Genomic DNA, 12,313 nt, shown 5'->3' with positions numbered 1-12,313 from the left:
CCGTGCCCACCTGGAGCAGGTGGAGCGCGCCACCGGGAAGCCGCCGCCGGAGTTATTGGAGGCGCCCCCTCTGCCCGAGGCCCTCGCCCACGTCTGGGGGTGGTTCGCCGAGCTGTCCAACGCCCGCGGTGCCGGCGCCTTCACCCTCAACCCCATCTCCTTCCAGGACATGGAGTCCTGGGGCCGCCTCTCCGGCAGCCGCCCCACGCCCTTCGAGGTGCAGCTCCTCCGCCGGTTAGACGAAGCGTTCCTGGTCGAAGTCTCGAAGAAGTGAGGAGAGATGGATTGGTAATGGCAGGCGATCAGTCCTGGGCGGAGGTCCGCTTGTCGCCCGCTTGGGCGCTCTCGCATTTGACCGAGGATTTTAGCGATGCCATTTCCTTTACGACTTCTTCGTGGGTGTCCATCTCCTGGACGGAAAGGCGACTGAAACCCATTTCCAAGAACGTCTGCGCGACACATCCGAACAACTCAGCGTCGGATTCGAGGAACTCTTTCCGTTTTGAAGGATTCAGTTCCTTGAGGCGGAACATTCGAACGAACGTCGTGGCGTCTGCTCCCGAGGTTGTCGTGTAGAAGTCCGGGTCGCTTCTCGGGGTACTGGGTGAGTTGTAGAAAGCAATACGACGTTGCCTCTTCGTCTCGGTCGTTTCTGGGGCGGCGCCGTAGTGTCTTGTTGTGGCGGACTCTTTGTCGTCAGTCTCCTTGATGAGCGCTGTAGATGAGTTGGCTAGGCTAATTGCCTTGAGTCGCACAAGCCTGGCTTTTGCTGCCGCAGTGTCGGCGATGAACTTATCTATTCCGTTCGTAAGCTCGTCAAGAGCCGCGCTTGCTGTCTGCTTTGCGTTGCTGGGGTGTAGGCTGAGCTTGCTGTAGAACCAAGTAATGGGTCGCGTTCTTCGCTGGTCTGACGCTAGAAGTGCCTCTTGGTGTAGTCGCATTTGGATTTCAACTACGTGCTGGCTGGACTTCCCAGTCCCCGTAGCAAGGATCTTGAGGGATACTATTAGGTTAGGGCCATTGTCCTCGGCGGTAGTTCCGATTGTGAGTCCAGCGGCCTGAAGCTGCGCTCTGGTAAGCGCTTGTAGACTTGGCTCGCTCAGTCCGGCTTGCTCTATAGAATGCGGGATTGTGGCGAATGCGTAGGCGGAGAGCATTGAGATTGATTCAAGCCCGCTGATTGATTCTGAAAGCTGTTTTTGAGTCGCCTCGCCCGAAGATGTGGGGTTGTCTGCTGCTGTTGCTGCTGACGATGTAGCAATAAAAATGAAAATGACTAGCGATCTCATGCCCCGATGCCACCATGTTTGTGTGAGTAGTTCCACTTGACGTGTGTTCAGTTGTGGCGGGCGTTGAGGATCGTGGGTTTGCGTGAAAGGGCTGGAGCATGTCCGGTGGCTTTGACCTGGCTGAGCTGAGCATCCGCATCGACACCTCCGACGCGAAAGAGGCCGTCACGTCGCTGGGTGGGCTGGAGGAGGCTGCCGAGAAGACGGAGCGGAGGACATCGGGCCTGGAGAACGCCACCGAGGCCCTCACGAAGGCCTTCGCCCGCGCGACGCGGAGCCTGGACGGCACGTCGAAGGCGCTGGCCGACATCCGGGCCGCCACCTCGCACCTTTCGGTGCTGGAGCAGTCCGCGGCGAAGATCCAGACAGCCTTCACGGCGACGGCGACGGCGACGGGGGCGCTGGAGGCCCAGCTCATGTCCCTCGGTGGCGCGGCCGGAAAGCTCCAGGCGACGCTCGCGGACACGTCCGCGCTGTCGCGCTTCCTGGGGCATGTGGAGTCCCTCAACAAGCGCTTCGACGAGATGGGGAAGCAGAAAGAGGGGGCGGCGGACGCTCTCCGCAAGGTGAAGGAGGAGGCCGCAAAGGCCGAGCCTCCGGTGAGCAAGTTCGCGGACGGGATGAAGAGCCTGGCGGGCCAGTTCCTCGGCGTCGCGGCGGCGGGAGCCGCCATCAAGAGCGCCACGGAAGAGGCGCTGCGGTTCTCGACGGCGATGGCCCAGGTTTCCACGGTGCTGGAGCAGGACCAGCTGGGGATGATGGACTCCCTCACCGCGAAGGTGAAGGAGCTGGGCAACCAGTTCGGCCGGACACCCACGGACCAGGCCGGGGCCCTCTACGAAATCCTCAGCGCGGGCGCGAGCGACGCGGCGAAGGCCACGGAGTTGCTCACCGTCTCCAACAAGCTGGCCATTGGCGGCGTGACGGACGTGAGGACGGCTGCGGACGGCCTGACGGGCGTCATGGCCAGCTACGGCAGCCAGCTGCGCAACGTCACCCAGGCGGCGGACATGATGTTCGTGAGCGCCGCGGATGGGAAGACGAGCATCGAGGACCTCTCACGCTTCATCGGCCGGGTGGCCCCCATCGCCTCCCAGACGGGCGTCAGCCTCGCGGAACTGCTCGCGGCCACGGGTGCCCTCACGAAGAACAACATCCAGACGTCCACGGCCATGGAAGGCCTGCGCGCCATCATCGCCGCCACCGCGAAGCCGTCCCACGAAGCAGCGAAGCTCGCGGACGCGCTCGGCCTGGAGTTCTCCGTCACCGCGCTGAAGGCCAAAGGGCTCGCCGGCTTCCTCCAGGACGTGAAAGAGAAGACGCGTGGCAGTACCGAGGAGATGGCCATGCTCTTCGGGGGCGTGGAAGCCCTGCTTCCGGTGATGACGCTCACCGGCACCGCCTCCGCGGACTTCGCCGCCTCCCTGAAGCACATGCAGGACTCCGCCGGACGCACGGAGGCCGCCTTCAACAAGATGGCGAGCACGCCCCAATTCGCCTTGGACCAGCTCCGCGCGCGCTTCTCGGAGCTCCAGGGCGAGGTGGGCGGCGACATCCTCTCCGCGACGGAGCCGGGAGTCCGGGCGCTGACGGAGAACTTCGAGACGGCCACCTACGCCGTGAAGCTCTTCGGTGAGGCGCTGGTGGTGGTGGCGGCCATGCGCGGGGCCACGTGGGCCCAGGAGTGGGTGAAGGGGCTGGTTGCGAAGTCCACCGCGCTCACCCAGGCGCGCGAGTCCGCTGCGAGCGCCGCGCTCGCCGAGGCGAAGTACGCCCGGGCCGCCGACGAGAGCCGCATCGCCGCGCTCCGCTCGGCGCAGGCCATGTTGGAGAAGAAGCTCGCGGCGCTCCAGGCTTCGGCGGCCGTGGAGGGCAGCCTCATGTCGGCGACGAAGCGTGCCACGCTGGCTTCCACGGAGCTGGCGCTGGCGAAGGTGAGGGAGGCGTCAGCCATCGAGGGCGCGTCCCTGGCGGCGCGCGCGGGGAAGACGGCGCTGGAGTTCATGGGTGGGCCCATCGGCATCATCACCGGCGCCCTCACCACGGCGGTCGCCCTCTGGCACGAGTACGGCAAAGCCGCAGAGGACGCGAAGGAGAAGACGCGGCAGTTCGCTCAAGAGAGCGGCGCCAACGCCACCCGTGGCAGTCAAATCGCGGAGAACCTCATCCGCGAAACGAAGGCCCTCAAGGACTACGAGAAGGCGCAGAAGGCCGCCGCTATCGCGCGCACGGAAATGGCGTCGCTGGGGGGGAGATACCAGGATGCCCTGAAAAACGTTGGCGACTCAGCGGAGGATGTCGTCAGGGTTTACGAAAGCCTCTCCCAGGAGGATCTGGTGGCGGCCTTGGCTGAGATTGACCGGCTCGAAAAGGAAATCAACGATCCCAACAACGGCGTGAAGCGTTGGATCGTGCTGAATCACTACAACGATGAAAGGCTGTCGAAGAACATAGGTCGTGACGTGCCATTCTCGAAGGTTCGTGCGGACCCCGCCTACGCCGAGGACATTGAGAAGAAGCTAGCGCCCCTGGAGAAGGATCTCAGCATCCAAATGCAGCGCGCGGCCGACATCGAGAAGAGCCTCCAGCGGGTGCGGGCTGCACGAGCGGAAGACGCGAAGGTGAGCGCGGCCGCCGCGAAGGAGAGCACCGCCAACACGAAGGCCTCACTCAAGGAGGCAGAGCAGGAGGAGAAGGCCCGGGAGAAGCTGCTCAAGCGCCAGGAGCAGTGGCTGATGAACCTGGAAGAGGAGGCGCGCACCCTCGGCAAGACGAAGGACGAAGCGAAGGAGCTCTCCGACGAATACCGCTCGCTGAAAGACCCGAAGATGATCGCGCGGGCGGACGCGGCCATCGCCCAGTTGGAGGCCCTCCGGAAGCAGAAGGAGGAGACGGAGCGGGTGAAGAAGGCGGAGGAGGAGCGCAAGCAGGTGCTCCAGAGCCTCAATCGCGAGCTGGGCAATCAGGACACCGTGAAGTACGCCCAGGCCCAGAAGCTGCTGGGCGAGGAGCTCGCGGCTCAGCGCATCAAGGCGGAGGAGTACGCGAAGGCCATGAAGAAGGCCCGGGAGATGTGGACGCCGGAGGGCAAGGCCGAGGCGGCGCTGAAGACGGAGATGGACCAACTCGCCAAGCAGCTCAACCCGACGGCGGAGCTGCAGAAGCGCCTGGAGATGGTGAAGCAGCTCTTCGCCGAGGGGCGCATCACCGCGGAGCAGTACCGGCAGGAAGTGGAGCGCCTCCAGGACCAGCTCCACGGTGGCTTCTCCTACACGAAGGAGATCGTCGGCACGGCCACGCAGCACATGGCGGACGCCTTCGCGAATTTCGTCACCACGGGCCGGCTGGAGTTCTCCGCCCTCGTGGATGGCATCCTGAAGGACCTGGCGCGGCTCGCGGCGCAGAAGGCCTTCATGGCGCTCGTCAACCTGGGCATGGACGCCATCAGCGGGATGGGCTCGTCCGGCGGCAGCGGCTCCACCATGGTCGGCGGCGCGGACATGAGCGGCACCTACAACTTCATGCTGGGCGGCGCGCACGCGGCCGGCGGGTCCGTCCGCGCGCAGCAGGCGCACCTGGTGGGCGAGTTGGGGCCGGAGCTCTTCATCCCTTCCAGCTCCGGCCGCATCGTCCCCAACGAGGCGCTGGGGGGAGGGGACGTTAACCAGACCATCTCCATCACCATCAACTCGGACGGCTCCTCCCAGGTGAGCGCGTCAGGGGAGGGCGGGCGCGCGGAGGCGGAGCGTCTGGGCCGCCGCCTCGCGGACGCAGTCCGGAAGGTGATGCGCGAGGAGATGGCCCCCGGAGGCATGACGTACACGTTCGTCCGGGGGCGGTAGGAGAAGAGGGGAGGGGCGTACCCCGTCCATGGTCGAGGCGCCGACCAGGGGTATGGGGAGAACGGACCATCCGTCAAATTTTTAGATCAATTCGTTACGTGGTGGGTATGAACAAGAACATCACCAAGCGAATCAAGACGTCGTCCATCCGCCGTACCGCAGCGTGGCTCTCTCTCCTCTACGCGGTCATCAACCTGTTGTTGCTCTTGCCTGCGGTGCTCAGCCTGCTCGCGGCGTTCTTCTAGAGGTAGAGCCGCGGCCGCCCGCTCAGGATTCGCAGGGCGGGCAGCGGGCGGCTCCGGCGAGGCGCGGCCACAGCTCCGCCAGCAGGTCCGCCCGGGCCCGGCTGGCGCCGGCCTTGCGGTGCAGCGCGGCCAACTCAAGCCGCGCGTCCAAGTCCTTCGGCGTGCGCGCGCAGAACTCCGCGAGCAGGCGCCGGGCCGCGTCCGTGCGGTTCGCGCGCACGGCGGCGGTGGCGGCCTTGCGCGTGAGGGCCACGCGCTCCGCCTCACGCGGGGCATCCACGTCCGCGGGCGGCAGGGCCAGCACCGCCTCGAAGTCCTCCAGCGCGGCGCGGGCATCCGTGGTCAGCCGCAGCTCGCCCCGGCGGATCCGCGCGGGCGCGAACGTCGCGTCGCGCTCCAGCGCCTCGGCGAGGAAGGCCTCCTCGCGGCTGGTGCCCGCGGCCAGCAGCGACGCGGAAGAGCAGCTTCGCGCCCGCCCGGGCCTCTGGCACCAGCGTGGCCCGCCGCGCGTACAGCCGCGCCGCCTCCAGCTTCTCGCCGCGCTCCAGCTCCAGCTCGGCCAGGGCCTCCAGCACTTCCGCGGCGAGCGGTCCCTCGGGGCTCGCCTCCAGCGCGGAAGCCAGGCGCATCAGCGCGGCGGCCTTCTCCCCGCGCTCCAGCAGGGCGCGCGCGCTCTGGAAGAACAGCGGCGCCGCTTCTTCCGACCGGTCCGCGCCCGCCAGCGCCTGCGCGCGCGTGGCCCATAGCTCGGCCAGTGCCTGCATCTCGCCGGCCTCCGTGTAGAGGGCTTCCAGCCGAGTGGCGCGCACGTCGTCCAGCCGCCGCAGCGGGAACGCCTGCGCGTACGCGGCAATGGCGCCCTCACGGTCGCCCAGGAGCTCACACGCCCGGCCCAGCCGCGCGCGCACGTCCGCCAGCTTCTCCGGCGCCGCGGTGCGCGGCAGCGTGGACAGCAGCGACTCCAGCGCACTGCGGGCATGCTCGGGCCGCTCGCAGCGCAGGCTCAGGTCCTCCAGGTCCAGCAGCACGGCCGCGTCCGGCGCGAGCCGCGCGGCCTTCTCCAGCGCCACCAGCGCGTCGCCCACGCGCACCAGCCGCGCTTCCACGTTCGCCTTGAGCTTGGCGTCGTCAGTAACTCAGCCGCCCAGCGGCTACTCCGCATATGCGGGGCTCATTCATTCGTGCAGGTGGTCCAATGTGGTCTTTTGTGGTATGCTATTGGGGTTCCCCACGTAGCACTGCCGCCACGTGGGCACCCAGGAGGCCGCATGAGCTTCGGATGGAAGAACGGCTACAAGACGTTCCGGGCCCGTGACGGACGGATGCGGTTCGTCCACGTCTACACGATGGAGGAGAAGCTCGGGGGGCCTCTCCAAGAGGGGCAAGTCGTCCACCACATCAACGGCGACAAGGGGGACAACCGGCCGGAGAACCTCACTGCGGTGTCGCGAGGCGTCCACGGCCGCATCCACGGTGCGAAAGGCTTCGTGTGCTTCCGCTGCGGCCACAAAGGACACCGGGCAACGAACTGCTACGCCAAGCGGGACTACGCGGGCAGGCTGTTACGACGACGCGAGTTGAGGTAGCTGCTGCTGAACTGCGGCCGCCGGTCCGAACCTGGCGCAGCGCCCCCAGCGTCAAGGCGAGCGCCGACGAGGGCGCGCTGAGGCGAAGCGCCTGGGCCGCCGCCTTGACGCAGTCCGCAAGGTGAGGCGCGAGGAGAGGGCCCCAGGTGGAATGACGCACACCTTTGTTGAGTAGGTAGGCGGCGCTGGGGAAGGCCTTCACGCTGGCAGCGCTGCGCGACCAAGCCAGGAAACGGATCTGTTCGCTCTGCTCCTTGTGACAGGCGGTCAGCGGTAATGATGCCTCCGGGCCGCTAGCAGAAGGCCGTCATGGCGAAGACACGTTTCTAGGATGTATCGGCGCTGGAAGAGGCTTTCGGATCGCAGAGAACAGTTCGTCTGTGCTCCCGGCGCTGATGCCCGGTCCCGAGAGACGCAATGCTGAAGTAGTCTTGATTGGATGGCGGGCGAATCCGCGCGGTCGAAGTTGGGTTTCGAAGAGCTGATCGAGGAAGTCGTCTCCTCCGTTGTAAGAATTCTCGTGCCAGCACGCATTGGCTTGGCAGACCGGAGAGTGCCACGTCACGGCCTTCTTCCATGTGAGATCGTACATGCCACCTTTTTCAAAGCCGCTCATGAAATGGTCCTGTCTCGCTCGGTCATCTACACCGAGGTTGCATAACGAACGCAGGATTGTACCCCGGCAGTCTGCGCGCCTTCGGACTTTGTGGACCCGCAGGACGACGTAGCCTTGACGCGCGCCCTTCCTGCTTGAATCGCGCGGGGTGCACGGGGCAAGCAGGTGAACATCGGTGCGCGCGAAGGCTCTCGGAGTTCGGCTGTGCGATCCGTGCTGGATCCACGTATTTGGCCCGTCGGTCTGGTAGGGTCGCCAAGGAGGTGAGGGACGTGGCACGAGTGAAGAAATCCGGTCAGCTTCCTTGTCGATTCTGCTCCCAGCGCGTGGACGACTGGGCGCGCATTCAACTAGGCAAGGACCCGGTCATCTATTGCAGCGCCTGCCTAAAGGCGGTTGTGGAGTTCTGCCGAAGTGCGGCTGATCTTGTTCGCGCAAAAAGGCTCACTGCAGATGAGCTATGCGCTCACTTTAGCAACGGCACCGCTCAAGAACTTCTATTGGTCCCCAAATCGAGTGAGCAATCACGCCTAAAGGCGAAATTCGTTACTTGCGCAAAGTGCCGCAAGTCTGTTCCGTATACCGCCCCGTGGCCCTTGGTTACTTCGCCGGGCGCGGGAGAATTCTCTGGAAAGAGACTCTGCGACAGTTGCGTCCGCGTCTCAGTCAAGGATGGCATTTCCTCGGACGAGGACATTCCATACTAGCCTTGCAACTGTAACTCGGAAAATGCGGCGGAGACGCTCTTGTTAGGGAGCAGGACCTGAGGAGCGAGACTTTACATGCAGCGAAGGGGCGGTCCGCCCTAGCGTCAGGATGGACGACTGCGCTTCAGGACTGCCTCGAAGTCACGACGGCCACCGTCCACGCTGTCGCCAATGATCTGCCGCATGACCAGGTGGATGCCCAAAAGGGGGCGGTAGGCCATGGAGCGCTTCCCCTTCACTCCGGACTACGGGGCCCAGGCGGACTCGGTGCTCCGGGTGCGCAAGGCGCAGTTCGGTGAGGGCTACACCCAGCGATCCGGGGACGGACTCAACCCCGTCCTGCGGCGCTGGGCCCTCCAGTTCTCCAGCCTCACGAAGGTGGACGCGGACGCCCTGGAGTCCTTCCTGCGCGCCCGCGCGGGCGTCGAGCCCTTCGAGTTCGTCACCCCGGACACAGCTTGGTCGGTCGCCGCGCAGCCCTTCGGGGTGGGAGACGAGGCGCGGACACAGTGGCTCCTCCAGCGTCCGCTGTCCCCGGAGATGCCGCATCTGCTGGTGCCCGCCGCAGACTGGTCGGCGCCGCCCACCGTCTACGTGGCGGGCGTCGCCCAGGTGGCGGGGACCGCCTACGTGCTCTCTGCCTCGGGTCTCGTCACCTTCACTGCGGCGCCAGCCGCTGGGGCGGCGCTCACCTTCACCGGCGCGGGCGAACTGGTGGCGCACGTCGTGTGCGAGGAGTGGCACCGCACCGCGAAGGGCTTCAATGCCTACGACTTCACTGCGACGTTCCAGGAGGAGGCAGGGTGAGCATCGCCAACGACATCCAGAGGCTGGACGCGGGGGCCCTCGTGGAGCTCTTCGTCCTGGACGCCACCAACCTGCCTGGCGGGGGCGTCAGCCACTTCCACGCGGGTACCAATGGCCTCCGCGGGCCCGTCGTCTGGCAGGGCATGGCGTACGAGCCCTGGGCCATCCAGGTGAAGGGCTTCGACAAGTCGGGCATGGGCCGGCTGCCCCGGCCCACCCTGACGCTCGCCAACGTCGCCGGCACCATCGGCGCCATGGCGCGGGACTTGAACGATCTGCTGGGCGCGCGCGTCCTCCGGAAGCGCACCTTCGTCCGCTACCTGGACGCGGTGAACTACCCCGGGGGCGTCAACCCCACCGCCTCGCCGCTGGATGCCTTCCCGGACGACGAATTCGTGGTGGATCAGAAGACGGTGGAGAACAAGCACGTCATCGAGTTCAGCCTGGCCGCGAAGTGCGACCTGGACGGCGTCCGCATCCCCCTGCGCATCATCACGCAGATGTGCCCCTGGGAGTACCGGGGGGAGGGCTGCGGCTACGCGGGGCCCCCGGTAGCGAAGCTGGACGATACGCTGACGTCCAGTGCCACCGAGGACCGCTGCGGGAAGCGCCTCACAAGCTGCAAGCTGCGCTTTGGGACTACCGCAGTGCTTCCGTACGGGGGATTTCCGGCGGTAGGGCTGATCCGGTAGGCTTCTTTTCTCGGGCGGGTCATGAAGACCCCTGAGGCATTCCGCTGGCCAAGGGATAGTGCTTCTGCCCCGTTGTCTTCTTCTCTTATGGTTCGCTGACAAAGCAGGCGTTGCTGCCTGTGTATGGCGCACGAGGACCCATCCGGCATGGCTGACTACGTGAATGATGCTCGTTTCCGCGAGTTGCAGTTCCTTGCTCGATTTGAGCAGGAGCGCTGGATTAGCGTTTCATTCCCTCTGGGCGGGAGTGAGTTCATGTCCGCGAAAAAAATGCAAATGGTGATGTCGCTCATTCATCGCGGCATCCTCAATGGCCCCGATACTCGAAGGGGCTATGACTCTATCGACATGCGATACACGAGTACGCTCGCCCAGCAGATGGAGAGCGAAGACCGCCGAGAACAGGCATTGCTTGTCGGGCGGCTATTGTCGGGGCAGACTGTAGGCCTGGAGATGGGCCACCTGGGTCGACTGGAATTGGCGCGACTGCAAGACGAGCTTCGGGCGACCCGGCTTCGAGAGCCTTTTGATATCCTTTACGATGGACGCTATGCTGAGCGTGACTTGGCGATCGCCATTATGAATATCCAGGCAGATTCGCCAGTTTCTGTGGCCTATCTCGACATGAACGGGCTCAAGGCATTCAACGAGGACGGTGATCACGCCACTGGCGATGAGGCCATCAAGGCGTTCTTCCATGTCCTCGAAAAGGCAGTCTCCGACGTGGGCGATGCCTACAGAAAGGGCGGTGATGAGGTTGTTGTCGTGATGCCAGCGACTCCGCTGGAACAGGCACGGCGTCGCCTGCATGCGGCCTTGGCATCGCTCTCCGGGGAGACGGTCAAGGTGAAAGGAGTGCCCCGTCACCTCTCATCGTCCTGCGGCCTCGTGGTCGTGAACGATGTGAAGGCGGAAGCGGCCGCGACCATCCACCGAGCTGACCTCGTTCAGAAAGTTGCGAAGGAGCGCTCGAAGGCTGACCCGGCTCGGCGGCGGAGCGTTCTCGCAGTTGGCACTGGTGAAGACGCTGAGCCGACCATCGAGGTCATCTGACGCGGCTTGCCAACTTGCGCGAGGCGTGGGAGACGTGGTGGAACTGCGACCCCGGCTGGCGGGCGACGCCCGCTGTCAGGCCCGCCGCGAACTAGCCTAGCTGTGCCTCGCACTGGGCCGCGCGAGCGCCGCCGCAGATTCGCTGCGCAGCCTACTGGCGGAGGGGCCGCTGGACGCGTGGGCGGCACAGGCGCTGCTGGACCTGCTGCCTCCGCCCGGCACGGGCACGCCGGAAGAAGAGGCAGAGCGGCTGGAGCCACTGGGCAGGCTGGTGTCCGCCGCGTCAGGGGAGGCCCGCGCGGAGCTACTCGCACGCCGGGCCACGCTGTACCGAAGCGCGGGCCGCACGGGTCCCGCACGTGATTACTGCGCCCAGGCCACGAATCTGTCGCGTCGTCCCGTGCCGCTGCTGCTGGCGGAGCTGGCGCGCGAGGCGTCCGCCGCGCTGAATGCCTGGCGCCGTGCCGTGGCCGCCGCCGCCACCCTGCGCGCCCGCGTCCGGGAGCGGCTGCTGGCCCTGGCGGTTCTGCTGGTGGAGGTGTGATCCATCCTTTCCAGAGACGCCCGCCGCCAAGCCCGACTCCTTGCGTCGTTCTGGTGCCCCGTGCTGTCCTCCCACGTCTCACTGGAGGGGACGATGCGCGCGTGGTGGCTTGTTGCAGTGCTGACGGTAGTCGGGTGCAAGCAGGAGGCGGGACGGGCCCCGGAGCAGGTGGCAGCAGCACCCAGCGATACCTCGGGCCCAGCCGCCAGGGCTCCCAGTCCACCTCCAGCTCCTGCCGCACCAGGGCTCATCCTCGTGGGCCCGCGCCAGCTTTGGGAGGCTTACGCCGAGAACGAGGTGGCAGCGGACATGAAGTACCGCAGCAAGCAGGTGGAGGTGACGGGACTCATCCAAGACATTGCCAAGGACGCGACAGATAACATCGTCATCTCGCTGGACGTGGGCGAGATGATGAGCTCTGTCATGTGCCTTGTTCCGGACGAGCAGATGCAAGCCGTCGCGGAGCTGGCGAAGGGGCAGCTTGTTGCCTTCCACGGTACAGTGCGAGGCCTCCTCCTCAAGCGGCCCGTCATCAAGGACTGTCGGGTGGCCTGGGCCGGGCCAAAGGCGAAGGATAAAATAGATAAAGAGAGCGCGCGCCTGTTCGCGCGTTCCGTTGAGTCATGCTCTTTCCAGCTGATGCTCCGGTTGAGAGGGCCAAACATGAAGCGCGCCGACGGTGGTGTTGTCACGAACGAGGAACTCCGGGCTCTCGCCGAGTCGCCCAATACGCCTGTCGCCAAGATGATTGCGCGCGCCCGTGCCGATCTTGCCGATGCCGGGATCAATTCCGTTTCGTGCGAGCAGCCGGCTCTGGTTCTGCCAATCCGATGTGATGAGGGCGAAGCGCAGTCGAAACATCCCGCTCCGGAGTGTCGCCTGCAGTTCGTGGATGCGGTCATCAACGAGATGCAGCATTGATGTTGGCGTGC

General features: G+C 65.6%; 10 protein-coding genes and 1 pseudogene. 9 read left to right on the top strand and 2 right to left on the bottom strand.

The window, feature by feature from the left end:
• Window positions 1-19: 19 nt before the first annotated feature.
• Complete coding sequence (locus D7X32_RS09140) at window positions 20-274, top strand: phage tail assembly chaperone (protein ID WP_158625640.1); 255 nt, start codon at window positions 20-22, stop codon at window positions 272-274.
• 28 nt (window positions 275-302) lie between these two features.
• Here the strand turns inward: D7X32_RS09140 and D7X32_RS44905 are convergent, their stop codons facing one another.
• Window positions 303-1,289: a hypothetical protein gene (locus D7X32_RS44905; protein ID WP_147450084.1), complete on the bottom strand. Its 987-nt coding sequence runs from the start codon at window positions 1,287-1,289 to the stop codon at window positions 303-305.
• 98 nt (window positions 1,290-1,387) lie between these two features.
• On the opposite strand from D7X32_RS44905, the gene D7X32_RS09130 reads away from it, so the two are divergent.
• A complete protein-coding gene (locus D7X32_RS09130; RefSeq protein WP_120602124.1) occupies window positions 1,388-5,131 on the top strand; it encodes a phage tail tape measure protein in 3,744 nt (1,247 codons plus the stop codon).
• Between the two features lie 98 nt (window positions 5,132-5,229).
• Window positions 5,230-5,376: a hypothetical protein gene (locus D7X32_RS45380; RefSeq protein WP_158625639.1), complete on the top strand. Its 147-nt coding sequence runs from the start codon at window positions 5,230-5,232 to the stop codon at window positions 5,374-5,376.
• A 43-nt stretch (window positions 5,377-5,419) separates the two neighbouring features.
• On the opposite strand, the pseudogene D7X32_RS09125 reads toward D7X32_RS45380, so the two are convergent.
• Window positions 5,420-6,485 (bottom strand): annotated as a pseudogene (locus D7X32_RS09125) (flagellar hook-length control protein FliK); the annotation flags it as partial.
• A gap of 159 nt (window positions 6,486-6,644) precedes the next feature.
• Here D7X32_RS09125 and D7X32_RS09120 point away from each other — a divergent pair.
• The 6 genes from D7X32_RS09120 (at window position 6,645) to D7X32_RS09095 (ending at window position 12,302) form a co-directional block, all read left to right on the top strand.
• Window positions 6,645-6,962, top strand: a complete 318-nt coding sequence (locus tag D7X32_RS09120; RefSeq protein ID WP_120602123.1) for an HNH endonuclease signature motif containing protein — start codon at window positions 6,645-6,647, stop codon at window positions 6,960-6,962.
• 1,542 nt (window positions 6,963-8,504) lie between these two features.
• Window positions 8,505-9,092: a phage tail protein gene (locus D7X32_RS09115; RefSeq protein ID WP_120602122.1), complete on the top strand. Its 588-nt coding sequence runs from the start codon at window positions 8,505-8,507 to the stop codon at window positions 9,090-9,092.
• On the top strand, window positions 9,089-9,784 hold the full coding sequence (locus tag D7X32_RS09110; protein ID WP_120602121.1) for a phage minor tail protein L: 696 nt from the start codon (window positions 9,089-9,091) through the stop codon (window positions 9,782-9,784). Before D7X32_RS09115 ends, D7X32_RS09110 begins: the two co-directional genes overlap by 4 nt.
• A gap of 147 nt (window positions 9,785-9,931) precedes the next feature.
• Window positions 9,932-10,837 carry a GGDEF domain-containing protein gene (locus tag D7X32_RS09105; RefSeq protein WP_158625638.1) on the top strand — a complete coding sequence of 302 codons (906 nt, stop codon included), beginning with the start codon at window positions 9,932-9,934 and terminating at the stop codon, window positions 10,835-10,837.
• A gap of 271 nt (window positions 10,838-11,108) precedes the next feature.
• The gene (locus D7X32_RS46195) at window positions 11,109-11,381 is read left to right on the top strand and encodes a hypothetical protein (RefSeq protein ID WP_208752369.1); all 273 of its coding nucleotides are present in this window, start codon (window positions 11,109-11,111) and stop codon (window positions 11,379-11,381) included.
• 93 nt (window positions 11,382-11,474) lie between these two features.
• Window positions 11,475-12,302 (top strand): OB-fold protein, encoded by an 828-nt coding sequence (locus D7X32_RS09095; protein ID WP_120602119.1) that lies wholly within the window; start codon window positions 11,475-11,477, stop codon window positions 12,300-12,302.
• Window positions 12,303-12,313: the final 11 nt, after the last annotated feature.

This window comes from Corallococcus carmarthensis (genome assembly GCF_003611695.1).
Classification (GTDB): Bacteria; Myxococcota; Myxococcia; order Myxococcales; family Myxococcaceae; genus Corallococcus; species Corallococcus carmarthensis.
This window is presented reverse-complemented; position numbering and strand designations above follow the sequence as displayed.